The following is a 25,180-nucleotide window of genomic DNA, read 5'->3' as shown; positions in this document are numbered from 1 at the left end:
TAACGCAGTATCTGTATAAAAGATTCATTCCGAGCACAGAATTTGCCTGGCGGCTAGAGCGCGGTGGTCCCACCTGACCCCATGCCGAACTCAGAAGTGAAACGCCGTAGCGCCGATGGTAGTGTGGGGTCTCCCCATGCGAGAGTAGGGAACTGCCAGGCATCCAATAAGACAAAAAGGCCATCCAGACGGATGGCCTTTTTGCTTTTACAGGTATCAAAACCAGTGGCTGCAGGGCCACTGGTTATTACTCACGCGCTTCCAGCCAGTTCCGGATAAATTCTGCAACCATTGCCGGCTCATTAATGTCCAGCCAGGGAATATCACCTGGGGTGAAAGAGTGATCACTGGCAATAGCAATAACATTCTGTTCAGACCGAAAATCAGGAATCTCTCCGTACCCACTACGCCACAGCATAATTCTTGGGATAGGTTCCTGTTTGAACCCTTCGACAAGAATGATATCCAGGCTATTCTGAGTCATTCTTAAAGCAAGGGCCTGCAAATCCGGAGGTGGACTGTCTGGTGTTTCATGAACCAGAGCCCAACGTTGCTGGCTGGCAACAATGACCTGATCTGCACCTGCTTTGCGCAATTCATAGCTATCCTTACCGGGGATATCAATATCCATCTGATGATGGGTATGTTTGATAAGCCCCGGTCTGATACCGTGTTGTTTTAGCAGAGGTATTATCTGTTTCAACAGCGTTGTCTTTCCAGTGCCGCTGGTCGCAACAATCCCGAGTACCGGTACTGTCATTTCTGCTCCTCATAATCCCTGAGATCGTCGCTGGTGTTCATATTAATAAATGAAGATTCAGGAGTATCACTTATCACCGGGTGACCATATTGTTGTAAGAAAGTCAGGACTCTTCTCTCACCGGAGGATAAATAACTTTTCAATTCGGGGATTAATTGCCGGTTTATCAGGCAAAAAACCGGATGGTCGCGGTGACGGGTTTGAATCCAGCAAGCCCGATCCTCCTGTTTATTTTTCCAGAGCTGGTCAACAAAATTTTCAGGTGCAAACGGAGCATCGCAGGAGGCAAATGCTACCCAGTCGCTGGAGGAAACTAAAAGACCGCTTAATATTCCGGCCAGGGGGCCCTGAAAATCCGACAGACTGTCACTGAATGTACTGTAACCATATTGCTGATAAATATCATGGTTACGATTAGCACTGATCAGTAATCTGCTGACCTGAGGCGCAAAGCGTCTGGCGACGTGCATAAACAGAGGTTGATGATGAAACATCACCAGACCTTTATCTTTTCCTTCCATTCGCCGTCCGGCTCCGCCAGCAAGAATAACGCCGGTAATATCCTTCATATAACCTCTCTTTTATTGTGGTCATAACCCTGATATTTTACTGGTTAATTATAACCCTACAGGGAGTTTACTTATGCAAGATAAACGTCTGACTGAATTGCTGGAACTATTGTTACCCGCGTGGCAGCAGCAATCTGACCTTAATCTGTTGCAGTTTTTACAGCAACTGGCCCGGGAAAGCGGTTTTAGCGGTGAACTTGCATCACTTCCGGATGATGTTCTCATTTATCACCTGAAGTTGCGCGGCTCTGACAAACAATCAGTGATTCCTGGTCTGAAAAAAGATTATGAAGATGATTTTAAAACGGCGATTCTGAAAGCCAGAGGGGTAATTAAAGACTAAAACCACAATATAATGCTATTCTTGGCACAGTAACGAAGACAACGATATGGCTATCTATGAGCGATGCAGCTTTTAATTTTAAAACGCTCAATCCGGAGAAGATACTGGATGTGCTATGGGATACCGGGATTCGTGTTGATTCAGGGCTAACTGCACTGAACAGTTATGAAAACCGGGTCTGGCAGTTTAGTGATGAAGATAAGCGACGTTATGTGGCCAAGTTTTATCGCCCGCAACGCTGGTCAGAGTTACAGTTACTGGAAGAACACCAGTTCACCGCTGAACTGGCTACCGATGAAGTGCCGGTAGCTGCTCCGCTGGTATTACAGGGGCGTACCTTACATCATTCGGAGGGATTCTGGTTTGCAGTATTCCCCAGTTTAGGTGGCCGTCAATATGAAACTGATAATTACGATCAGCTGGAAGCTGTGGGTCGATACCTCGGGCGTTTACACCAGACCGGTAAAAAAGCTCTGTTTGCCCATCGACCAACTCTCGGTCTGACAGAGTATTTCACTGAACCGCGGGAAATTATTGCGGGCTCATCGTTAATTCCCCCTGCCGTTAAAAGTAATTTACTGACAGTGCTGGATAATCTGGGCGTCACCTTACAGCAGGTCTGGAGTGATGACTGGCAATCTTTACGACTGCACGGTGACTGCCATCCGGGAAATATCCTGTGGCGTGATGGCCCTTTTTTTGTTGATCTGGATGATGCCCGTAACGGGCCGGCTGTGCAGGATTTATGGATGCTGGTGAACGGTGATTTGCAGGAACAACGCATCCAGTGGGATATATTGCTGGAAGCTTATTCCGAATTCAGCAACTTTGATGTTAACGAATTGATACTGATCGAACCTTTACGTGCGATGCGCATGGTTTATTATTTATCGTGGATTCTGAAACGTTGGCAAGATCCTGCGTTTCCGTTGGCCTTTCCCTGGATTACCGATGAGGATTTTTGGCGTCGTCAGGTGGTTATTTTTTCCGAACAGGAGAAAACCCTCCATCAGCCGATACCGCCTTTATCTCCTCAATTTTGATGATGTTACCTGGAGTAGTTTAAAAAATGAAAAAGATCTGGCTCGCGTTAGTTGGTTTCATGCTGGCATTCAGTGTTTCAGCAGCAACGTTCTCCGATGGAAAACAGTATACTACCCTGGATAAAGCCATCCCGGGCGCACCTAAAGTCGTAGAATTCTTCTCCTTCTTCTGTCCGCACTGCTATGATTTTGAGCGTACATACCGGATTAACCAGGCCCTGGAAGACGGTCTGCCACAAGGCGTTAAACTGACACGCTACCATGTTGATTTCCTGGGCGGAGATTTTGCCCCTGTGGTAACTCATGCCTGGGCTGTAGCCATGGCGTTAGGAGTTGAAGGTAAGGTTGTCGATCCTATTTTTGATGGTATTCAGAAATCCCAGACCATTACCGACCAGGCTTCTCTGAAAGCAGCCTTCCTTAAAGCATCTGGTATCACTTCAGAAGAGTATGATGCGGCCTGGAATAGCTTTGCGGTAAAAGCTCTGGTGAGTGAGCAGCAAAAAGCCGCAACTGATTTCAACATTAACGGCGTACCTTCTGTATTTGTTAATGGTAAATATCTGGTAAACAATGCCGGTCTTGATACCAGTTCAATGAATAACTTCGTTGCTGATTATGTCAACGTGGTGAAGTATCTGATTTCAAAGTAAGCGTCAGATACATAACAGAACGCCGCAATTGCGGCGTTTTTTTTGCCTTGAACGTGTTGAGGGGTAAGTCATATAAATTACTAATATCCACAAAATATAAAAATAGCATCAACAGTGTCGATCATTAAATTAACTATATATCCATTTGATTTATATTGTTTTTACAGGCTATCGGCTGTGGGTGTGTTAACTTCTAAGATCTGAAAATAAAATTACGCACAAACTTATCCACAGAAAGATCAGTGCGATCATCTTAGATAATCGGGATTTTTTACTGTTGTCGTGCGCTTCGGTTCAACATTTCTCTTCCCGATGTGGCATGCTTAGCCATCTCCAACAGCAACAGAAGAAATCGCAACTTATGGCGCAAATTGCAGAAAACCCCCTGATTCTGGTAGACGGTTCCTCTTATCTCTATCGTGCTTACCACGCATTCCCTCCACTGACTAACAGTGCCGGTGAACCGACGGGGGCAATGTACGGTGTTCTGAACATGCTGAAAAGCCTGTTGCTCCAGTACAAACCGAGCCATGCTGCAGTAGTATTTGACGCCAAAGGTAAAACATTTCGTGATGAACTATTTGAGGACTATAAATCTCATCGGCCACCGATGCCTGATGATTTGCGTGCGCAAATAGAACCACTTCATCAGATGGTCAAGGCAATGGGGTGGCCAGTGTTGGTGATTTCCGGGGTTGAAGCGGATGATGTTATCGGTACGCTGGCGCGGGATGCAGATAAACAGGGGAGACCGGTGCTCATCAGTACCGGGGATAAAGATATGGCGCAGCTGGTGACGTCTAATATTACCCTGATAAACACCATGAACAATACTATCCTTGGTCCGTCAGAAGTTAAGGAAAAATATGGTATTCCCCCGGAACTGATCATCGATTATTTGGCTCTGATGGGCGATTCTTCGGACAATATCCCCGGAGTTCCCGGAGTGGGTGAGAAAACAGCCCAGGCACTGTTACAGGGCCTGGGTAGTATGGCGACTATTTATGAGAATCTGGAAAAAGTTGCCACATTATCTTTCCGTGGTGCGAAAACCATGGCCGGTAAACTCGAACAAAATAAAGAACTGGCATTTTTATCCTATCAGCTGGCAACGATTAAAACTGATGTAGACCTGGAACAGAGTTGTGAACAGTTACAGGTAAATGCGCCGGACAGTGAAGAGTTGCTGACTTTGTTTGGCCGGTATGAGTTTAAACGTTGGATCACCGAGGTTGAAGATGGCCGTTGGCTGGATGATAAAAAACCGGCTAAACGTGAAATGAGTCAGGTTACCGCAGAACCTGAGACTGCCGCTATCGCTCCGGCTGAGGCGACATTATCTGCGGATAATTACGTGACCATTCTTGATCAACAGAGCTTTGATCAATGGCTGGACAAGCTGAATAGCAGCGAATTCTTTGCCTTTGATCTGGAAACAGACTCACTCGATACCTTGTCTGCCAATATTATCGGGCTCTCATTTGCAGTTGCGCCCGGGGATGCCGCTTATTTACCGGTGGGCCATGATTATCTGGATGCACCTGCACAGCTTAACAGAGATGAGGTTCTACAGAGGCTGAAGCCACTTCTTGAAGATGAAAACCGTAGCAAGGTGGGGCAGAATCTGAAGTATGATCGTGGTGTTCTGAAAAACTATGATATCGAATTGCGAGGGATCCGTTTCGATACCATGCTGGAATCTTACATCCTGAACAGCGTGGCGGGTAAACATGATATGGACAGCCTTTCACAGCGCTGGCTGAATCATAAAACGATTACCTTTGAAGATATTGCCGGTAAAGGTAAAAAACAGCTGACATTCAATCAGATTGCTCTGGAGCAGGCCAGCCCGTATGCGGCAGAAGATGCTGATGTGACTCTGCAATTGCACCTGAAATTATGGCCATTACTGAAAAAAGAAGCCGGGCCACTGAAAGTGTTTCAGGAAATAGAGATTCCGCTGGTGTCGGTACTTTCCCGCGTTGAACGTAATGGTGTGTTGATTGACCCCGCGATGCTGGCAGAACACTCTCAGCAACTGACCGTACGTCTTAATGAGCTGGAACAAAAAGCCCATGAACTGGCCGGTGAACCCTTTAATCTTTCTTCCCCGAAACAGTTACAGACGATCTTATTTGAAAAGCAGGGGATAAAGCCGACGAAAAAAACGCCAGGCGGGGCCCCTTCAACCAGTGAAGAAGTTCTGGCTGAGCTGGCGCTTGACCATCCGTTACCTAAGGTGATCCTTGAGCATCGTGGCTTATCAAAATTAAAGTCTACCTATACCGACAAACTGCCACAGATGATTAATCCGTTAACCGGACGCGTGCATACCTCTTATCACCAGGCGGTAACGGCCACCGGGCGGCTTTCGTCAACCGATCCTAACCTGCAAAATATTCCGGTACGTAATGAGGAAGGTCGACGTATCCGCCATGCTTTTATTGCCTCTAAAGGGCAACGTATTCTGGCTGCGGACTACTCGCAAATAGAACTACGGATTATGGCGCACTTATCCCAGGATGCCGGATTACTGAAGGCATTTGCTCATGGAGAAGATATTCATAAAGCAACTGCCGCTGAAGTATTCGGTACCCCTGTTGAAAAGGTCAGTGCTGAACAGCGACGCAGTGCAAAAGCCATCAACTTCGGACTGATTTATGGCATGAGTTCATTTGGTTTGTCACGACAACTGAATATTGGGCCGGGAGAGGCTAAAAAATACATGGATTTGTATTTTGAACGCTATCCGGGGGTTCTGCGTTACATGGAAAGCACCCGTCAGTCTGCCGCAGAAAAGGGTTACGTTGAAACCCTTGAAGGGCGTCGTTTATATCTGCCGGATATTAATTCAGGCAATGCTATCCGACGTAAGGCTGCGGAGCGTGCGGCAATCAATGCCCCAATGCAGGGAACGGCTGCCGATATTATTAAACGGGCGATGATAGATGTTGACCAGTGGCTCAGCCAACAGGATCCGCAAAAGATAAAAATGATAATGCAGGTACACGATGAACTGGTTTTCGAAGTGGACGAGGGATTAGTGGAGACGGCAACTAAAGCGATCCGCGATATTATGGAAAGTAGCCTGAAACTGGATGTTCCTCTGCTGGTTGAAGTCGGCACCGGGGATAACTGGGAACAGGCTCACTAGACATCTTGCAGAAAAAACAGCCCTTCCGGGCTGTTTTTGCGTACAACATCGCTGATTATTTCAGATGGCGACGTAATTCTGCACCAGCTTCTGCAATAGCAGTGATTACAGCAGGCTCTTTACTTAACGGGTTCAGCAATCCGTAATCATGGATCAGGCCATTATAACGGGTGACTGTCACCGGTATGCCTGCGGCATCCAGATGACGGCCAAATGCCTCTCCTTCATCACGCAAAACATCCAGTTCGGCCGTCTGAATCAGTGTTGGCGGAAAGCCCTGCAGTTGCTCGCTACTGGCCCGCAAAGGTGAGGCCAAAATACTGTTACGGTCTGCCGCGCTGGTGGTGTAATTATCCCAGAACCACTTCATCATATTTCTGGTCAGGAAATGGTTATTCTCATATTGCTGGTAAGAGGCATTATCAAAAGCCGCATCAGTCACCGGCCAAAGCATCACATTATAGCGAATGGCAGGTCCTGAAAGTTGTTTTGCCTGCAGTGCTACGGCAGCCACCATGTTGCCGCCAACACTGTTGCCTGCCAGTGCCAGCCGGCTACCATCAACCCCGATTTCCGCTCCGTGCTCTGCAACCCATTGAGTGGCAGCATAAGCCTGGTGAATAGCGACAGGAAACTGTGCTTCCGGTGATGGTGTGTAATCTACATATACTGCTGCTGCACCAGATTCACGAACCAGGTCACGAATCAGACGTTCGTGGGTCGGGAAATCACCCAATACCCAGCCTCCGCCATGGAAGAACATAAATACTGGTAAAGTAGCGTTGCTGTTTTCCGGTTTGACTATTTTCAGGGTAATACGCTGTCCGCCAGCTTCAATAATCTTTTCTGAAACCTGTGCAGCAGGTAATTCGACACCTTGCTGAGCACCAATCAGTACCTGGCGCGCTTCCTGCGGAGTCATTTGTTCCATTGGCTTTCCATCCCCCGAGTTAAGAATATCAAGGAATGCTTTTACTCCGGCGGTAGGAGCCGGTTGTTTGGCAGAAGCCGAAGCCTGAGCGGCAAATACGTCAGAAGTCAGAACATCAAAGTTAGTTTTCATGATTTAGCCTGCTATTAGTCAGTGATAGTTGATGATGCATTGTAAAACCTGGTCTCAGTTAGGTGGTTTTGCAATTCACCTTGTTCTTATAATACTTGCGCACAAGATACTTTTAGTCAAATATTATTTATAATAATTTTAGTAAATCGTATCGCCGGGATATAAAAATGAATGAAATCAACAAACTGGACAATATACTATGTTTCTCACTGTATTCAGTGACCAATGCACTTATGAGGCAGTACCGGCCGTATCTGAAGGAATTTGATCTGACTTACCCGCAGTTTGTGGTACTGCTGGCTCTGTATGAACAGGATAATATCTCTCTTAAAGAACTGGGGGAGAAAACCTTGTTTGACTCGGGAACCCTGACTCCGTTGGTACAAAAGCTGGAAGCTAAAGGTTACCTTAACAGGGTGCCGGTGCCGGAAGATGAGCGGGTGAAAAAAGCACTGCTGACAGAGAAAGCCCGGGTTCTGCAAACACGAATTAGTGATATTCCAAACCAGTTGCGTTGTTCTATCAGTATGAATGACCAGCAACTGACGACTCTACGTCAGTTATCTCATCAGTTGCTGGAAGATTTATAAGCGATAATGAATTGCTGCCGGGTAACGCTGGCCGGGAGCTCTGCCCCGGTCAGGTTATTTATCAATGAGAATTGGTTTCATAGTGAGAGTGGTCATTAGCGATAACTCTTTACGAAAAAAAGCTAATATCTCGTTTTCCCTCACTCGGTTTTATTGTTTCCCCGGGCTATTCTGTTGTAATCAGAGATCGCTTTGTATGTAATGGTTACTACATCACTTGCGGGAAGCATCCAACCTACCATCGGTATTGTTCGCCCGATGAACTCACCCGGGTGCCGGTGTCTGCCTGTTTTCAGCGCAAAAGCTACCTGTTCTTCCGTATAACGTGTCTTTTTCATGCCGGATGACCTCATTCACTGAGAAAAAGAAAAGCCGGAAACTCCACTTTACACCGGGACTGAACAAAGGGAAGAGATCATATCCATGCTCTGATTTGTAAGTCTGTCAGTTTTGCCATGCTTATCTTGTCTCATTGCTGTGTACATAAACTGCGTGTCATAAATGCCAGTATGTACACGTCTATGTACATACGAAACACGCGATCTAGTGATACGATGTGAGACTATATAAAACAAAAAAGGCCATGATTTACAATGGCCTTTTTGTCCAGGTAGGACTTAATGAGACAACACGAGGTCGCGTGAAACGTTATTTGGATCTGTTTATTGAGTACAGCCATTAAAGCCCAGTAATTACTGGATTCCTGATAATAGATGTTTGCTATAGGTACACCCTTGTGTACACGGCAAATTAGAGTGCTAGGAGATAATGGTTAATTTCTATCCTTGCTCTGGCTCCTGCCATCCAGTGAGTAAATCCCTTTCCTGATTCTGCCAATTGGTTAGATCCCCACGGTACGACCCCGGGTTAAAACCTTGCCGTAATCTTACTCCCTTCATGGGGTTGGGTAGGCCACTACCTTTTTTGTGTAGTAGGTCTGTGGCGTGGTAGTCATTTTTATCAATCAAATCAGCCAACTCAATTTTGAGCCGGGTGCTAAATGTGTGTTAAGCACATGATTAAAAAGCAAAGCGTAATACTGCCGACCGATTTGTCAGTAGGTTTCCGTATGTACCAAAAAGGGGCATAGGCCCCTAAATCATTAATATGCCCAAATTGCGGCATAGTATTTACCAACGAATAGTACTCGGTAAGCACAGCTATGTGCCGCCAAGTCAGCTCCGTTGAGTTCTATGATCATCATCATATCCAACTCCTTATTTTTCTGATGTAACCATCCTTGTGGCTACAACTTTATTTATCAAAAAGAAAAATTATTTTGTTGGAATAGATGAAAATAATCGGTTTTTTCTAAAAAACTTCTATGAAAAGTGAGGTTTTGTGAGGTTCACGTTTTAAGCAAGGTATCTCTCCTCAATTTTGAGGCGGGTTGCGGGTTCTAAATGTGTGTTAAACACATGATTAAGCAGCAAAGCGTAGAACTGTGCTACCGTTACCCAGAATATGGGTATCGGCTCTAATGGACATGAGCCTCCGGTTTCGGTGCTTCCTACTTTGTGCGTTACTGTCGGTAACTCTCAGGGGATAAGCTAAGGCAACATCCTGCCTTTGTGAGCAAATATCATTGGCTCCCAACTGACAGGGTAAATGCTGGTTACTCTGTAGTGAGTCTCTTTGAGTGGCTGGTAAACTACCGGAATCCCGGTATTACGAAATACTCGTAAAACTACCCTAAGTCCGGACCAGGGCTTTACCATCGTTCCGGGAATCCCTGTATCAATAACCACAAATTAGCGGTTTTATACTTTAGGGGTAAAACAGCGGTCTGATTTGTCGGTAGGTGGTGAAGCTACGGAAATAGCTTCGATGGGTCGAATTTGAAAGCATTACCTCGGAGGTACTGGCTTCTGTCTTACGCTGTCTTACGGTGGTAAAATGTCGTTCTGTCTCCCTCATGCTGGTGGTCATAATGAGTAAGTCCCTGTCTGTAACCTTCCGTATTCCTGCCGAACTGGTTGAATCGTTCACCTCTGCTGTGAGTGAGTCCGGCACCGACAAAACAGCATGGCTGATTGACGCTGTACGTCAGAAGTTAGGCCAGCCAGAAAGTAATCCCGATCACCGGATTCTGTCACTAGTTGAGCGTATGGAAACTGCGGCCGTTGCGTTGATTGGCGGTAAGCAGGGTATTCCCCCGCATCCATATAATGAGTCTGCTGTTCTTCAAGTGGTGGCAGATACCATTAAACAGGGTCTTGATAACGGACGTGTGATTGCTCAAAGGATTAACGAGGCGGGCTTTCAGACTAGGGCAGGTAAGGCATGGGATAAGGACATCTACAGCGCGTGGAAGCGTCAAAAGGACACCGCTACGAAAATAATTTTATTATTAGAATAATATAGTTAAATCTAATCGATATTCAGAATAGATATATTATTTAGTCCGGTTTATTTAATTGCTCTTGAATGAAATATGTTTTTTTGAAATTATATATTTTAAATTGAGGTGTTTGATTTATTATTCAATGCATAATTTCTAAATATTTTCAATATTTGTTCTATCCTTTTGGTCAAGTAAGTTGCTATATAATATAATTTGGAGAGGGTTTTGAGAAAAATATACCAAGAATGTTGCCGTAGTATTGCATACGTTTCAGTCAAAACACCCGAAGGGGATGAGGCTATTGGTACAGCCTTTCACATAGGGCAGGGGTATTTTGTTACTGCTAAGCATGTGGTTTTTCAGAATACTATACGTGAGATTTGCATTACCCAGTCACTGAATATGAACGCTGAATGGTATACGCCTCTTTCAGAAAATGAACGACCATTAATATTAAAAGTATGTATGGAACCAGTTTTTTTAGAGAATGCCAATGAGGATGTGGCTATTTTAAAAGTTGAAAATTATGAATTTATACCTCCAATTAAGTTAAGTTTTACGCATGATATATATCAGTCAGAAGACTCATTGCTATTATCTGAAGTTTTATGTATTGGTTACCCGCCGATTCCGATAACTGTATATCCATTTCAGGTTGCTGTTAATTCTACAATTAGTTCCTTAATTATTATGCGAGGAAGCAAATATTTGAGTTATGTACTAGCAACTATGGCTAGAGGTGGTTTTAGTGGAGGGCCTATAATTAATGATAAAGGAAGAGCTATAGCTCTAGTTACTGATAGTCTATGTTTAAATGATCAGGCATTAGAAACTGGCTTTATGGCATGTATAAGTATATCCTCCGCTGTTGAATTAGCATGCAATCATGGTTGGGATCCAGATGCGAATGATTTTTATCCTAACATAGAGTCTTTAGCTATAATAAAATTAGCTCTAAAGAATACTGCGAAATTAAACCCTCATGCTTTTGATTTTATATTGACTGTTTATGACGATGATAGGGATGTTTGTATCGAGTTTAACTGCTCAAATGAAAATATTATTGATTTAGCTGTACAATATTTTAATTCTATTTGTCCGATTCATAGTAATATTCATGAAAAAGGGTATTTGCTAGCTACCCCAGTGAGCATCTCACCATCTTGGCTTTTGAAGAAAGCAGCGAAAGAGGCGAAAGATGGAGTTATTAAAGAATATGATTACATATTGGTTAGAGAGAGATTCACAGATGGATGGAGTTAATTCTTTTTATAGATTTATGAATGAATATCGATGTTACTAAAATTTAATTTTGATAAGAGATGAGCTAAATTCAAGATGGTGTTGTGTATATTTTTTATATTAGGGTTTAAAATAATACCATCACCATTCAATCTTAACTGTTTCATGATTTAAATTAATCAGCAAGATCACAATCCATAACAATGTCAGAGTTTCTTTCTGTTCTTGCAACAAAAAGCCCCATTATACCTACATTTGGGATATGTTTTTTATTTTATCTTTCATGGCCTTATAGTGACTTCCTGCTGTAAGAACATCATCGAAAATTACAATAGTCCCTCTTATACCATTAGCTTGTTCCTGGTTAAATTCATAATTTTCTTCTATTTGAGCCGGGCTCGGGCGAGCCGCAGAATTATGTGAAGCGCCCATGGAGTGACGTTGGGAAATCATCTCACGAAATTGTACATTACCGTTAGTTTGATGACATAGCCTTAAAATAGCCGTTATACGGTCGTCGTATGCTGGGTCTTGACTACACTTCGAAGGAGGAATAGGCACAAATGTATAATCGTGTAAGTTAGTAATAGTACTAGTTATTAAATTGGCTACTTGCTGTATTGCTACTCCCTTATATCGATAAGCAAAAGTTCCCTTTTCATTATTCCCTTTTTTAAGATTTAAAATTAGCTGGTTAGTACTGCTATACGAAAATCCTTGGCGAGCTGTGTATTCACCAAAAAAATAGCAATGATCTGTCTCATCTAGATAATAATGATCTGGACGAGTTAACTCGTCGATTTGTGTTAGTCGGAATGTCATTTTAAGTGTTCCCGAACATCATTATAATCTTTAACTCTAATTGCTCCGAGTGCCTCATATTTAGCAGGCCACGATATGGATTTATTCTGGAAACACGACTCCAAAATGAACAGCTTTCTACCTTGTGCCAAGGCTGCTCTCGCTTGGGTCAATGTACCTGATGTATCAGAAGCTTCAATAATAACTGTTGCTTTAGTCAGAGCAGACATTGTTATATTGCGTTCAGGAAAGAAAATACGATTGCTGCGGTAATCCTGATTCAGGTAACGCTGGAATGGCACCTGACTAATGAGCAAATAGTTTTCGCGTATAGTCTTCTGTAAATCTATGTTCTGTTTTGGATAATTATGAGACAAAGGAGTGCCAATAACAGCTATAGTTTTTCCACCCATTTCTAAAGCGGTTCTATGAGCATTAGTATCAACGCCTTCAGCTAGGCCGGAAACTATAGTAAAGCCATCTTGAACAAGACATTTCACAAGCTTTCTTGTTCTGCGAGCACCTTCCTCTGAAACTTTACGTGAACCTACAACAGCTACCGAGGGAGTATTGACTAAATCCCACCAGCCTTGATAGTAAAGGACTTCTATAGGGTGTCTAGCGTCCCGTAATTTTTCTGGATACTCACCAGCGCCATGAACTCGCACCCCGAAGTCCTCAACATTATATTTGTTAAGAATCTCTATAATTTTCGATTTAAATTTATCGATGGTGCTGTCTGGTACTAGCTCGGAAGGCAAAGTAGCCGCACTCGTATTACGAAACTTATCGGCAATCGTTTTAAATGTGGCGCCTTGTTCCGTCCACAATGCCTCATAGGCAGCCATCTCCCTAAAAGGAGATACAGCACTCTCGAAGGAGTTATGTGATTCGAAATCAAGTAGTGACATAGTTTTTGAATATCCGCTTATTGTTAAACACTGTTTGTTTTATGCAATGTTCATATTGTTTATAGTATAACAACAATTACGTCAATAAGAGTAAGCTTACGATCATCGTCTCAACTTTTCCGGCTTGTTCCACTGGTAGGGCGGGGCTTCCATCGTTCGGCGGTAACGCTCTTTTGCTGCCAGTGCGTTTCTAATCTCGTTGCGGGTGGTGTATAGCGTGTGTCTATCCAACTTCTCGCCCTGTAGTCGAGCCATCTGTAGCACGGCTAATTCTAACGATGTACGGTCTAGCATTGGTCGCTCTCCCATAATATCTATATTTACTCAGCGCTTTTATTGGACTTTTGAAGCAGCCCCGCATTGTATAGGTTAATCACTATGAACATCTGCCCGTTGTGAGCCTTTTTCTCATGGATTACGTTGCCCCATAAAGTTTTTGCGTCTGCTTCATGGCCTGTGAGTAGAAGATTAGCGGCCTTTACTGCATAGTTTTTATTCTTAGATTCTCGTTTGAACAGGCATCTATCAGGGTTAATTCCTTTCACCATTCCCTCAGAGCAAAGCCCTTTGAAAGCAAGTTTGGGGCAACTCTTATCTGACACCCCCAGAGTTTTAATAGCTTTATCCCATTCGTCATCGAGATTTAAGTGAAGGTTGCTGGCGCATGCTTCTACTGTAATTAATGCTGCTTTTGAATACTTGTGCATATGAACCCCAGTGGGTGTGTTTAATGTTGGGTAGTATTCTGTAACTGGTACGCACTCCAGATGTGTACTTATGGTGCGTACCACACTGCGTACCGGTTTGCGTATCTACTGCGAACCTTCCCGGCTCTGCTGTCCATCTATTAGGCCTCAGTGGTTCCTAAACTGTCCCGCGTCAGCTTCTCAGCTATGGCCTGCCTGACGAATTCTGCGCGGTTCCGGCGGCACGGGTGGGATATATCGCCGTAACGGTGAGTGCCTATCAGGTCATCAACCTGTGCCACCAGCCCACTTTCAACGGTCACGATTAAACGTGTAGTTTCTACACCATTAAAATACCGGTTCGTGTTCTTCTTCTCACTTGCTGGCATGGCTGCCCCTTTTATGGACTCAATTAATCATCAAAGGCAGGATACTGCCTTTAGCCTATGAGGATAACCTGCTGATTTTGTTCCAGAGGACTTTTTTGCCCTCTGCTGTGTTTACCCCGATGATTTATCAAAGTGTAATTTTACACTTTGGCCTGTCTCCTCGCGCCCGCGCGCGTACTGGTGTCTAAATCATCAAAGGTTGGTACTGCTAACATGCCGGTAAATCATCAGACGGCATATTGAGTGCGCTTCTCAGTTCCGGGCTATGTGGGAATGTATACCCGGTACGCCTGTGCTGCCTGGCCTCGATAGCCGCCGCCGTTCCGTCTGGCTTGTCTCCGGCGATTTCATCCATCAGGGCAGAGATAACGGAAACGTCTGTTCGTGAATCGTCATTATGCTGGTGGGCTAACTGAGCCCGTAATCGTGATAGTGCGGATTTGGTTGTCACTGGTCTTGCTCCAATTTCACGCGCCGTGGATCACCTACAGGGTATTCTTCCTGCCAGGCTTCTCCCCCATGTTTTCCGAACGGGATATATGACCTGCTGGCAACAATAATTTCGCCGTCAGGGTCTTTATCTATCCCCACCAGCACAATGCCGCTGATTCTTTCCTCCGGCGACATACTGTTAACTTTTGCTCTCAGGTCATCCAGCGTTTTACGCATTGTCATTCATCATCTCCTGTACCTGCTGCTGTAGTTCTGCCAGTTCACGGCGCATCTGGTCAATCTCAGCGACACGGGCAACACTGGCAGCGGCGTTAATGATTTGAGTACCTATATCAGGGGTAACCTCACCTTTACTGATTGCGGCCAGTACAGACATGCTGAAGCGGGTTAAATCGGTGGTATCAGCCATAAACTCGACAGCCGGCAGCGTAGCTTTATTCACCGGGTCGCAACGGTCAGCCCATATTTTCAGGCAGGCGGTATCACCGGCTTTAATACCGGCAGTTATTGAGTCCATAGCCTCGGGGGTTAACTCCATCAGTTGTCGCCGTATTTCTGCGCCTTTGCCCGGCCTGCCGTTTGGGTTGCCTGATTTCCCTTTCTGCCAGCGGGTCGGGTGTTTTTCCTGTTCTTTCCTGCTATCAGGAGGCATGTGCGGAATCCTTTATCTTTATAGCCATCAATAATCTCCGGTTGCCTTACGGGACAGCCCAAACATTGACTGTACCGTCGATGACATAGGGCCGCCCGATGCCATGTCAGTAAGAAATCCGGTTACAGTAACCACGCCTTCCTGCTGTGCTGCCTGCGCCTGGAACGAATGCTGTCCACCTGATGTCTGGTCAACAAACTGGACATTCACCTGAATATTTCCTGACTGTTTGTCTGTCGTGCTGTTATTCGTGCTTCCAGAGTTGCCCAGATACTGCGAGCCTGTACTGGCTTTAGGTATTACAGGCTGCCCGTTATCGCCGGTAATATCTTTGTTGCTGAATACACGACCGTTACTTCCGGGGATCATAAACAGACCGCTGTTTGTTTGCAGGAACTCCGGGAGGTTACCTTCACCCACCGGATAAATACCCCCGGCATTAACGGGCCCGCCATTCTTTCGGCCCCTGCCAATCGCAGTACCCGCCAGCATCGTCCCCGCATAAGCTGCAAGTCCGGTACCGGCGGCAGTACCTAATGTGGCTATTGAAGCCGCAACCGCTGCCGGTGCCCAGGCTGCGTATGACTCACCTGCTGCTGCTGTACTCGCGCCAAGAGATGATTCAGCAGTCATACCGAATGCCGCCAGTAACGGCTTAACAATCAGCGCCTGGACTGCCGCCTGAACCAGTGTATTCACAACACTGCTCAGAATCGCCTGGCCTAACTGCTCCATTGCCTCTCTGCCGCTGGATGCTCCTGTAATCACGCTGGTAAGTGCGCTGCCCGCTGACTGGCTGAACGTATCAACTGCATTTGTCAGGGTCTGATAACCCAACCCCTGCTGACTCAGTAACTGCCATTCGGCGGCGGTTCTCTGCTCGTCATACTGGTTATCAGCCGCTGTTCTCAGCATCCGGTACTGATTTTCAGTAGTGGCTTTCGCTGACTGGTACTGCTCGTCACTAATCAGCTTTTTGGCATTGGCCGCCTGTAGGATTGCCAGTTCTTCAGCCTGGTATTGCTCAGACAGAGATTTTTGCTGGTTGTACTGATTGGTTAACTGCTGGATAGGGTCAACTTCAGCCCGTGCTGATGCTATCGGGTTGCTGGTCTGCTCCTGGGCGTGGATTTTTTGCAGGTTAACAAGATGCTGTTGGGCCAGCTTTTCCGACTGCTCGTTATATTGCTGTTCACTCAGCAGTAGCTTTCCGTGAGAGTCAGTCTGGTTTTTCAGCAGGTCGAGCTGTGCCTGTTTGTCGCTGTAATCATCATTTTCAGCAACTTCTGGTATCAGATTTCTGGCTTTGAGTGCTGCGGCCTGCTGCCAGATTGATTCCGCGTATTTAGCAGCTTCTGCCCGTTGTGCTGCCGTGGCATTCTTCCCAAGAGACATTTCAGCGCGGAGTTTTGCCTGTTCCAGAGTCAGGTTTTGGGATGAAACAGCATTGAGGTCAGACTGCTGACGGAGTTGCTCAAGTTTTTGGGCTACAGTTTCTTCTGCTTTTGCCTGCTGATTATCTGTCTGAATACCTGCTTTTTGCTGCTTCTGCCTGGCGGCATCGGCCTGCTGCTCATCGTACTGTTTACCTGCCAGTTCACCGGCCAGATTAATATCAGCCTGGTATTTTGATGAATTCAGATAACCCTGGTCAGTATTTTTATTCCCGGCAATTTTATTCTGGAAATCCAGCCTGCCTTTAGCTATCGCCCGCTGCCTTAAATCCTGAATAGCTAACAGGTCGTTCTGGTCTTTTAAGTCTTTCAGGTAACCTTCAGCGTCAGCCGGCCTCTGCATAACAAGGCTTTTGGAATTGAAGTTTTCTTTTGCCTGCGCCGCAATATCAAGTGCCTGGCCAAATTTGCGATATAACCCCTCAGCAACACCTACCTGAGTGTTTTCTCTGGAAAGTAAATCTGCGCCCTGTAGCAGGGTACCGTTTAACTGAGCGTGTCCAATGTTAACTGCGCTCTGTGTCTGGCTTAATCTGTCCTGTGCCTTATCTAAATTGGCAGCAGCGATAGCCTGGTCATCGAGTGCGCCCTGTAATGCCTCAGAAGCCTGTCGTCCGCGGGTAGTATTGGTTCCGAAATTAGTTATCTCTTTTTGCAGATCCTGTACACGGTAAGTCGCGTCACTGTAGGCTTTTTGCATATCGCTTACCTGCTCAGTCAGTGCCGGGATATTCTGGCTCAGCTTTGCTACTTCAGCGCCCAGCTGTACATCACTCATTTCACGGAACTGGCCGACTAAAGCACTGACCGAATCCGCCAGGTCATTAGCAGATTTCTTTGCCTGGTCTGACTGTTGCTTGAAATAGTAAATAGCGGCTGCGGCGGTCATAGCCACGCCAACGGGGCCGCCAACCAATCCAAGAGCGCCTCTGGCCAGTCCTGAGATAGCGCCACTGGAAGATGCGGATGCGACTGCTGATGCTTCCTGTGCCACTGCCAGCCTGTTAGTTGCCTGGGTTGCTGCCAGTGCTGCGTCAGTAGCTGCCAGTCTCGCGGCAGATAACCGTAATTGTGCTGAAGCCGCGTCCGCTGCTGTTGTGGCTGACTGTACCTGAGCGGAAGCAAGCGCAACCTCCCTGAACGCTGAATCTCTCAGAGCTATTGCCGATCGTTCCTCAAACTGAGCTCGCAGAGTTGCTGTCTGTGCTGCGGTTGCTGCTGCTTTTGACTGCTGAATGGTTGCCAGAGTATTTTTCAGTGAGGATGTTGCAGAGAGAGTCAATGCTGCCGCATATCTGCCGCCCATTATCACCGCAGCGACACTGAGGACTGAAGCCAGACCGCTAATGTTTTCAGACAGAGTAACAATGCCGCTTCCAGCCGCAGTTAAAAATGTATTTACGGTGGTGTTCTGTCCGAAAAACTTAGTGAGGTTATTACCGGCAATTTGTAATGACTGCGCCAGCGTGGTCGTGTGATTGTTGAATTCCTGGGAAATCGTCGCGCCCTGGCTCAGTAAACCATTAATTACTACCTGTGAAGTCAGTTGCCCCTGAGCGGCCATATTCTTTAACTGGCCGATATTAACCCCCAGAGAATCAGCCAGCGCCTGAGCCAGACGGCTGCCGTTCTCTGATACTGAGTTAAATTCGTCGCCACGCAAAGCCCCGGAGGCTAAAGCCTGAGATAGCTGAAGTGTCGCGCCGGCCGCTTCCTGGGTTGTGGCACCGGAGAGTACCAGCCCTTCGTTAACGGTTTTAATGACTGATGATAAATCGTCTGAGCTCAGTCCCAGGCTGCGGGTAGAACGCTCAAGCGTCCCGTAAAGTGCGGCTGTGGATTGAAGATCACTTTTCGTTGATTGCGCTATGTCAAATACACGGCTGGTAACTTCGGCCAGAGATTCATTGGTTTTAACGGCATTGGCGAGTTTATTGTTTACATCAACCCAGGCGGTGGCGTACTCAGTAATCTGCTTTACTGACAGCGCGGCAGAGAGTGACATTGCCACCTTTGAAAGCGATACCAGAGACTTTTCCGCTGATGCTACGGGCTGACCAAGGCGGTTGAATCCCTGTTCCATTGTTGAAAGGCTTCCGCTGAGTTTCCTCTGCGCATCTATAGCCTTTTCACAATCAATACTCACATCAAAATAGATGCCTCCCAGTTTTTGGTTATCCATAACTTATCCCTAGTGAATCGCCGGTTTATGATTTTTTTCCAGTGCTTTACGCGTCATAAATTCAATGACGTGAACACCCCATTCAGTCACTCTGTACTCACGGCCTTCAAGACATATCAAAGGGGAGAGGTAGCCATACGCGACTGCTTCCGCATTGGCTGCTGAATTACCCTTAGCTAATGCTATGGCGTTAATCATCAGCCCATAGCTTAAATTTTCATGGGTAATTTCGCCGTGCCAGCCGTCATGTTCAAAGCGGGTTCCGCCGGTGCTATGACGTAAATAGTTCAGGTATGCAAAAGCTATGGCATCAGAAAGCCTGTTGAGTTGTTCCATTATGCGGCCCCGTGAAGTTGGGCCAGAGCCTGATCCATTAACTGACGGGCGATAACATGGATTGTAGGCGCGATATTCAGAGGGGATTTGCTGCGCTCCTGCTCTTGGATTTCTCGCAGAGCTGCGATTTGTTCGCGACTGAGTAAGACAGGCTTTAGTGTTGGATTGGTCATAAACACCTCTATGGCTGGTTTTATATACAGTCATTATAGTTGCAATAATCGCAACCATTAAGGCATTTATTCCGTATTTTGAAACAATAATTCGATCTCAGAGATCAGTTCTGTTAATGGTTAGGCCAAAAAACCCGCCGAAGCGGGTGATCGGTTTAGAGGGAGGATTTCTTCTTACTCTCTAATTCTGCGGTACATGCTGGCGTATTTTTAAAATCATATTCAAGGAAAATGTAACCAGAATTAGCATCCACAGCCCGAGCCTGAATCCCTACTTCAGACAAATTACTTTCCTTCATTGCTGTTTGTTCGGCATTTTTCCAGTCTTTCATGAGGAAGCGCTCCTGTTGTTTCAGGCCCATCACCCAGTCCTGGGGCTCCTTCCAAATTGAACCGGAAAGCAAAAAGTCAGTTTTTTTGCCTGCTCCATATTTGGATGTAAGAATTTGGTCGAGATCATCAAACTTTTGTTTAATATTCAACCCGTAGCTATCTGATTGAATAGTTTTACCTAGTGCTCTTATTTGGCACAATCCTACAGTTGGAGAAATCAGAAGCCCAAAACCCTCGAAGTCACTGTTGGGCTTCGGCACCGTACTAATTGAATACAGATTGGTTGAGCCTTCAATAGGTATGGGTTTGCTACCAGTCATATCTTCAATATTTTTCAGAGTTAGGCCTTCCTGTAATCCAAATGGCCCATCTGCTGGTGGAAGTAAGTTTTCATTGGGGGTTGCTTTGGGCTGACTTGCAGAGACATCTGTTGGTGCTGGTGCTGGTGCTGGTGCTGGTGCTGGTGCTGGTGCTGAAACCGAGTTTAACACTGGGTTTTTAACCTCGGCCAGACCGTATTTCGCAGATAAGTATCTCTGTTGTAACATTGCAAGGGTTTGTTCCTGGGTAGCTATTGCTACCAGCTTCATGGAAAGAACTAGACCACCAGAATACTGTGCCGCATCGTTCTTCGCCTCTTTAATCTGTGCTTTAAGAGTGTCGATATCTTTTTGAATACTGTTTGCTTTATCAGGGTCTGGTTTGACCCCTGTTATAACAACATTAATCTTAGCTCCTGCCTCTATAGCATTAATTCTTTGTTCAATCAGCGCTTTATTCGTTTTAAGTACTTCGAGATGACTTTCGGCCAGATATTTCAGAATTCCGCCAGCATAGTTATTAGCTTCAGACTGAGTTGAATTCAACTCTGACTCAGTTTGAGACAACTCACTTTTAAGTTGAGCAACCTGACTTTGCTCCTCAGGAGAAAGTTGTTTTGGTCCACATCCCGTGAGAAGAACTGCGGAAATTACACAAGCAATTATTGAGAGTTTCATTATCGTTCCCAGAGAAATAAGTTCGGAATAATCCTAACCATTTCTTTAGGATCTATACAATAGAACGTGTTCATTAACCTATTGACACATAAGTACTATAAATTAATTAATTTATTGATTTATATACACTTAAACCCAGAGGTGAAACATTATTTTTTTCTTGCTAAAAAATGACTGTTTTAAGTACACGCTTTCCTAGTTTTTATCGCGCTAACTTTTTAGCGTTCTCCAGCACGTCAGAATTTTTACCACTTACAGTGGGTCGGCCACCAGCCGTCCGTACGCTGAAATCTGTGCGGTCATAATTATTCCCCTTTGTATTCGCTGTATCCCGGTTTGATTTTTAACCCGGAACGTAAAGGCCATTGATAAGCCATAGCGCCGGTAGAGTGATTGCCGTCATCGCGCCGGGCTTGGGCTGCCGTCCAGTGAGCGGCATATTCAGTAAATTCTATCTGTGTTGCCTGCCTCATCCAGTGGGTCAACATCCTTAGCGTCATTTGCAGGCTTTGGATGTCGCCTTGTAAGGCGCCGGTCTGTAAAGGTTTTCAGTGATTCGCGTTCCTGATAGGTCATTTTCTGGCTGGATTCTGTACTCATCATCAGTCCTTGCTTAAAAGTTACCCCCTGGGGGAAAAGTTTTGGGCGCTTTAACTGTTCACCTGTTCACCGCACCTCTGAAAGCCTTGCTGCGTCTGGGTTTGAAGGGTGAATAGTAGTGTTCACCAACTGTTCACAAGTGTTCACCCATCCAGGCAATAAAACTTAAAAAGGTGAACAGTGGTGAACACTTGGTGAATAGTTAAAGAGTAAGTGTTCACCCTGTTTTTATGTTTTAAATCATCTTGTTATCTTAAAAAGGTGAACAGGTGAACACTTATCCCACGGAAAACTTTCCTACGGGTATTCTGGATCATCTTTTAGTCGTGGCACGGCGGGCAGCCAATCGTCAGCACTCTCGGCTAATTCCATGTTGTAGCGGATGCCAGCTTTCGTCTTTGCCTTTTTATATTCGGCCCCGTACTCCTTCATCACCTTCGGGAAATCCGATCCGAACCGGGTAAGCGTTAATGGCCTCTCGAACCCGTGCGCGTCCATATAGGCAAGGTATGCGTGGTACAGGTAAATCCTCGGCGCTCGCGGTGAAATATTCAGGTTCCCCATAAACATTCCGACAGCCTCGCCCAGCGCGATGATATGCCCGCAAAAGCCATACAGCGGGTCAGTGTGGCACTTCACGCTCATTGCCTCCTGTGACTCTCTCTGCTCGATAAGAAGCCGTTTCGCCTTGTCCTGGTCGGCAAATATCGCTAACAGGTGGCGGATCACAACCGGTATTTCCCGGCGAATTTTCGCTGCCAGTTCCGGGTCTTTATCAGCATCCGACACTGGAATGTTAAAGGGAAATATCACCCGCCGTCTGGCAATGCCGCCGTTGCGCTCGGTGAAGGTCATAGGCTCGTTATTGGTTGCCAGTACAACGGCATTAATGACGGTCGAGAATTGTTTCTCATACTTCCCGTCAATCTCCACGGCATCACCACCGGTAATGGCCTTAATGCCGGAACCCTCCCCGACATATCTTGTCTGGTCTGGCATCAGGATAAGGCTTTTGCCGATCAGTTGTGCCCGGCCCCGCGGTGTGTCCAGTGTCATCATGCTTCCGCTGGCTGTGTTATGTTCACCCGCCAGGGTGGTGGCTATGCCACTGAAAACAGATTTCCCGCTACCACCTTCCCCTGTAACCTCGATAAATAGCTGCCAGTCGCTGCGGTTGGCTAACACCATAAACAGGGCAGCTTTAATCCGTTCCGCTTTGCGGGCATTACCGGCGGTCGCATGAGTCAGCCACTTTGTGAAGCTGGGCGCGTGGGTAACAATATTTTCTGCCTCTCCCGGCTCGGTGTAAGTGATTCCGTTGTGGTTCATCAGCCAGTTCCCCGGACTGTGCGGGCTGAACTGCTGTGTTTTAAGGTCATAAACACCATTCTCAAAGCCGATTAGGTCATTTCTGGCTTCTCCTATCGCATCCAGTTGTAATTTCATCGTAGCGACAACGGACTTAATGCCTTTCTCTGTGTAATCAGCTTCAAACTCCTCGAATATCTGAACCATTTCGCGCTCTATCACACTATCCGGTAGTTTCTCCCATGCCCCGGACTGATACTGGTACACCGCCTGACTTTCTGGATTTACTGCCAGTTCATCCCATCGCTGAGAAAGTAACCGCGCTTTCTGGTTGGCTGGCATCCGCGCTATGTCGCCGCCTGTCTTCCGTCCGGTCTCTTTGCCTCCACTAATCACCTGTAGCTGTGCGGTCATAGCTCCTCCCTCTGGTTGGTACAATCCCTGGTTAAATGCTGCTGTAGCCTTTTCCAGCCCGTACTGCTGACGGTAATCATCCCAGTCGGCTTTGTGGTCGCCGGGCGGTAGCGTCACCCACCCAGAAACAGCCTGCGCCGCTTTAATCGCTGCCAGCTTCCCTGTGTTGGGTTCGTCATCGTGGTAATCGTTATCTGCGGCAATAATGATTTTCGCCTGTGGGTATTTCCCGCGCATCACCTTAGCCACCGGTAACAGGTTGCCTGCGTCAATGGCTGCCACTGCCAGCGCCTCTGGGCGCATCAGGGATACGCTTAACGCTGTGGCGTAACCTTCGGCAAGAATAACTGCCTGCGGCTTCTGTGGTGCGTTTACGGCATGATATGCGCCTTTCTTCGCTGAACCGGCCACCAGCTTTTTACTGCCTATCTTTGAGATAGTCTGTGCTGCGGTGATATTCCCTTCTGCGTCCGTCAATGGCAGGAGAATTGATCCATCGGGCAGACAGCGGGTTATCACTTCTCGCAGCCCCTTAGTGACCAGGTATTCACTTTCGCTGTCCGTTATTGTTTTCTCCAGCCGCTGATACCTAGCATCAAATTGTGCCCGCCGTTCTTCCTCTGTTTCGTCCTGACGCTGCCGGTATTCTTCGGCCTGGCTTTGGCGCTGCTGTTCCAGTTGGTCACGCCTCTGGCCGGCTGATTTTGGGTCTGTTTCGGCTGTCCGGTAATCAATACCCAGCACATCAGCCACCAGCTTTGCCGCCTCTGTGGTGTCGCACTGGTGAACTTTGCGGATCAAGTCGAGGCCGTCACCGGCCCCACACTGATTACAGATAAAGCTGCCGCGCCCGTTGTCATCGAACCGGAACCGATCTTTACCGCCACATGCCGGGCAGGATGAATGCTGGCGCGGTGACTGTGGGACACTGACAGCCAGGCCAGCCATAACATAAGGCCAGTTACCGGCCGCTGCGGTGGTTACTTCGCGGATAAGGTCGATATTACGCATGACTCCCTCCCGCGACTGTTGACCCCATATCACTAACCATGCTTTCCCAGGTGCTTCGGCCCGTATCCGTCAGGCCGTCACGATTAACACAACGGGACAGGACAGCAATGCAAATATCTTCCCACTGCGCCGCCGGATAACTCTCTTTCAGAGCCTCCAGTGCGAACCCATCAACCAGGTGGCGCATTCCTTTGATGCCACCCAATATCTCCACCCTTATAGCCTCACCGCCTGCGTCAATCATGAAGTATTCGCCATGGTTGCTGGTGGTCACATGATCGTACAGTGCTGCTGCGTACTGGTTAGCCAGCGCATTGAGCCGGAAATTCTTAGTAATCATGCTCTGCGCTCCTTTAATTGCGGGTGCTTTAAGTCGCTGATTTCCTGATTTGCCCGGTCAATTGCCTGATATACGCCGTATAAAAGAGTGAGGATTGCGCCTATTTTGCTGGCTTCTTCTTTGTCGCTGGTAAATTCCAGCCACATAGACAGCACGGCCTCTGCCTGTTCAACCTGACATGCTGCGTCTACAAGCTGGATTGTCATTGCCCGCGATCCTTTTCTGCCTGCTCTTCGATTAGCCACGCTGCGACATTGCCTGACAAGCGTCTTAACAGTGTTGCCATAGCTGAAACCTCACTATCTGCCATGCTGTGTGGGTAGTCCTCCCACATCCTGCATACGATTTCCGCTTGATGTGCCATTTCTGCGACTTGTT

At 46.5% G+C, this 25,180-nt stretch carries 26 protein-coding genes and 1 rRNA gene; 8 read left to right on the top strand and 19 right to left on the bottom strand.

The annotated features are described in order from the left end of the window. Window positions 1-45 precede the first annotated feature (45 nt). Window positions 46-161 (top strand): 5S ribosomal RNA (gene rrf / locus HA49_RS18495). Window positions 162-247: 86 nt separating this feature from the next. On the opposite strand, the gene mobB is transcribed toward rrf, so the two are convergent. Then, a complete protein-coding gene (gene mobB / locus HA49_RS18490) occupies window positions 248-760 on the bottom strand; it encodes a molybdopterin-guanine dinucleotide biosynthesis protein MobB (protein ID WP_038016129.1) in 513 nt (170 codons plus the stop codon). Further along, the gene (gene mobA, locus HA49_RS18485) at window positions 757-1,329 is read right to left on the bottom strand and encodes a molybdenum cofactor guanylyltransferase MobA (protein ID WP_038016127.1); all 573 of its coding nucleotides are present in this window, start codon (window positions 1,327-1,329) and stop codon (window positions 757-759) included. The genes mobB and mobA overlap by 4 nt, the downstream gene beginning before the upstream one ends. A gap of 73 nt (window positions 1,330-1,402) precedes the next feature. Between mobA and HA49_RS18480 the strand changes: the two genes are divergently transcribed. The 4 genes from HA49_RS18480 (at window position 1,403) to polA (ending at window position 6,522) form a co-directional block, all read left to right on the top strand. Beyond that, window positions 1,403-1,672 carry a DUF1040 family protein gene (locus HA49_RS18480; protein ID WP_038016126.1) on the top strand — a complete coding sequence of 90 codons (270 nt, stop codon included), beginning with the start codon at window positions 1,403-1,405 and terminating at the stop codon, window positions 1,670-1,672. Window positions 1,673-1,728: 56 nt separating this feature from the next. Further along, window positions 1,729-2,715 carry a serine/threonine protein kinase gene (locus tag HA49_RS18475; protein WP_038016124.1) on the top strand — a complete coding sequence of 329 codons (987 nt, stop codon included), beginning with the start codon at window positions 1,729-1,731 and terminating at the stop codon, window positions 2,713-2,715. A 26-nt stretch (window positions 2,716-2,741) separates the two neighbouring features. After that, window positions 2,742-3,368 (top strand): thiol:disulfide interchange protein DsbA, encoded by a 627-nt coding sequence (dsbA, locus tag HA49_RS18470; protein WP_038016122.1) that lies wholly within the window; start codon window positions 2,742-2,744, stop codon window positions 3,366-3,368. 361 nt (window positions 3,369-3,729) lie between these two features. Then, entirely contained in the window at window positions 3,730-6,522 is a 2,793-nt protein-coding gene (polA, locus tag HA49_RS18465; RefSeq protein ID WP_038016120.1) for a DNA polymerase I, read from the top strand. A 55-nt stretch (window positions 6,523-6,577) separates the two neighbouring features. Here the strand turns inward: polA and HA49_RS18460 are convergent, their stop codons facing one another. Next, window positions 6,578-7,585 carry an alpha/beta hydrolase gene (locus HA49_RS18460; RefSeq protein WP_038016119.1) on the bottom strand — a complete coding sequence of 336 codons (1,008 nt, stop codon included), beginning with the start codon at window positions 7,583-7,585 and terminating at the stop codon, window positions 6,578-6,580. Between the two features lie 167 nt (window positions 7,586-7,752). Between HA49_RS18460 and HA49_RS18455 the strand changes: the two genes are divergently transcribed. After that, entirely contained in the window at window positions 7,753-8,175 is a 423-nt protein-coding gene (locus HA49_RS18455) for a MarR family winged helix-turn-helix transcriptional regulator (RefSeq protein WP_038016117.1), read from the top strand. 140 nt (window positions 8,176-8,315) lie between these two features. On the opposite strand, the gene HA49_RS22110 is transcribed toward HA49_RS18455, so the two are convergent. Next, window positions 8,316-8,513, bottom strand: coding sequence for an STM2901 family protein (locus HA49_RS22110; RefSeq protein ID WP_038016116.1), 198 nt, complete (start codon window positions 8,511-8,513; stop codon window positions 8,316-8,318). Between the two features lie 1,592 nt (window positions 8,514-10,105). On the opposite strand from HA49_RS22110, the gene HA49_RS18445 reads away from it, so the two are divergent. Both HA49_RS18445 and HA49_RS18440 read left to right on the top strand, forming a co-directional pair. Beyond that, window positions 10,106-10,534, top strand: a complete 429-nt coding sequence (locus tag HA49_RS18445) for a hypothetical protein (protein ID WP_038016152.1) — start codon at window positions 10,106-10,108, stop codon at window positions 10,532-10,534. Between the two features lie 210 nt (window positions 10,535-10,744). Further along, the gene (locus HA49_RS18440) at window positions 10,745-11,782 is read left to right on the top strand and encodes a S1 family peptidase (RefSeq protein ID WP_072055963.1); all 1,038 of its coding nucleotides are present in this window, start codon (window positions 10,745-10,747) and stop codon (window positions 11,780-11,782) included. A gap of 228 nt (window positions 11,783-12,010) precedes the next feature. Here HA49_RS18440 and HA49_RS20700 read toward each other — a convergent pair whose 3' ends face one another. From HA49_RS20700 to HA49_RS18370, 15 genes are all read right to left on the bottom strand, one after another. Then, on the bottom strand, window positions 12,011-12,583 hold the full coding sequence (locus tag HA49_RS20700; protein ID WP_052752552.1) for a hypothetical protein: 573 nt from the start codon (window positions 12,581-12,583) through the stop codon (window positions 12,011-12,013). Continuing rightward, window positions 12,580-13,473, bottom strand: a complete 894-nt coding sequence (locus HA49_RS18430; RefSeq protein WP_038016112.1) for a DNA-processing protein DprA — start codon at window positions 13,471-13,473, stop codon at window positions 12,580-12,582. Before HA49_RS18430 ends, HA49_RS20700 begins: the two co-directional genes overlap by 4 nt. A 320-nt stretch (window positions 13,474-13,793) precedes the next feature. Beyond that, window positions 13,794-14,180 (bottom strand): DUF6979 family protein, encoded by a 387-nt coding sequence (locus HA49_RS18425; RefSeq protein ID WP_052752551.1) that lies wholly within the window; start codon window positions 14,178-14,180, stop codon window positions 13,794-13,796. A gap of 140 nt (window positions 14,181-14,320) precedes the next feature. Further along, window positions 14,321-14,548 (bottom strand): ribbon-helix-helix domain-containing protein, encoded by a 228-nt coding sequence (locus HA49_RS18420; RefSeq protein ID WP_038016110.1) that lies wholly within the window; start codon window positions 14,546-14,548, stop codon window positions 14,321-14,323. 208 nt (window positions 14,549-14,756) lie between these two features. Further along, window positions 14,757-14,999, bottom strand: a complete 243-nt coding sequence (locus HA49_RS21550) for a hypothetical protein (protein WP_156994694.1) — start codon at window positions 14,997-14,999, stop codon at window positions 14,757-14,759. After that, complete coding sequence (locus HA49_RS18410; RefSeq protein ID WP_038016106.1) at window positions 14,996-15,223, bottom strand: hypothetical protein; 228 nt, start codon at window positions 15,221-15,223, stop codon at window positions 14,996-14,998. The genes HA49_RS21550 and HA49_RS18410 overlap by 4 nt, the downstream gene beginning before the upstream one ends. Continuing rightward, entirely contained in the window at window positions 15,210-15,653 is a 444-nt protein-coding gene (locus HA49_RS18405) for a hypothetical protein (RefSeq protein ID WP_038016104.1), read from the bottom strand. The genes HA49_RS18410 and HA49_RS18405 overlap by 14 nt, the downstream gene beginning before the upstream one ends. A 27-nt stretch (window positions 15,654-15,680) precedes the next feature. Then, window positions 15,681-19,289: a tape measure protein gene (locus tag HA49_RS18400; protein WP_038016102.1), complete on the bottom strand. Its 3,609-nt coding sequence runs from the start codon at window positions 19,287-19,289 to the stop codon at window positions 15,681-15,683. A gap of 9 nt (window positions 19,290-19,298) precedes the next feature. Next, complete coding sequence (locus HA49_RS18395; RefSeq protein ID WP_038016100.1) at window positions 19,299-19,625, bottom strand: hypothetical protein; 327 nt, start codon at window positions 19,623-19,625, stop codon at window positions 19,299-19,301. Further along, on the bottom strand, window positions 19,625-19,798 hold the full coding sequence (locus HA49_RS21625) for a hypothetical protein (RefSeq protein ID WP_038016098.1): 174 nt from the start codon (window positions 19,796-19,798) through the stop codon (window positions 19,625-19,627). Before HA49_RS21625 ends, HA49_RS18395 begins: the two co-directional genes overlap by 1 nt. Before the next feature lie 155 nt (window positions 19,799-19,953). After that, window positions 19,954-21,129 (bottom strand): hypothetical protein, encoded by a 1,176-nt coding sequence (locus tag HA49_RS18385; RefSeq protein WP_038016095.1) that lies wholly within the window; start codon window positions 21,127-21,129, stop codon window positions 19,954-19,956. A gap of 305 nt (window positions 21,130-21,434) precedes the next feature. Beyond that, window positions 21,435-21,602: a hypothetical protein gene (locus HA49_RS21545; RefSeq protein ID WP_156994693.1), complete on the bottom strand. Its 168-nt coding sequence runs from the start codon at window positions 21,600-21,602 to the stop codon at window positions 21,435-21,437. A 424-nt stretch (window positions 21,603-22,026) separates the two neighbouring features. Further along, complete coding sequence (locus HA49_RS18380) at window positions 22,027-24,462, bottom strand: primase-helicase zinc-binding domain-containing protein (RefSeq protein ID WP_038016092.1); 2,436 nt, start codon at window positions 24,460-24,462, stop codon at window positions 22,027-22,029. Beyond that, entirely contained in the window at window positions 24,455-24,802 is a 348-nt protein-coding gene (locus tag HA49_RS18375) for a hypothetical protein (RefSeq protein ID WP_038016090.1), read from the bottom strand. The genes HA49_RS18380 and HA49_RS18375 overlap by 8 nt, the downstream gene beginning before the upstream one ends. Then, window positions 24,799-25,008, bottom strand: a complete 210-nt coding sequence (locus tag HA49_RS18370) for a hypothetical protein (RefSeq protein WP_038016087.1) — start codon at window positions 25,006-25,008, stop codon at window positions 24,799-24,801. Before HA49_RS18370 ends, HA49_RS18375 begins: the two co-directional genes overlap by 4 nt. Window positions 25,009-25,180: the final 172 nt, after the last annotated feature.

Origin of the sequence: Tatumella morbirosei (genome assembly GCF_000757425.2) — a bacterium.
Taxonomy (GTDB): Bacteria; Pseudomonadota; Gammaproteobacteria; order Enterobacterales; family Enterobacteriaceae; genus Tatumella; species Tatumella morbirosei.
This window is presented reverse-complemented; position numbering and strand designations above follow the sequence as displayed.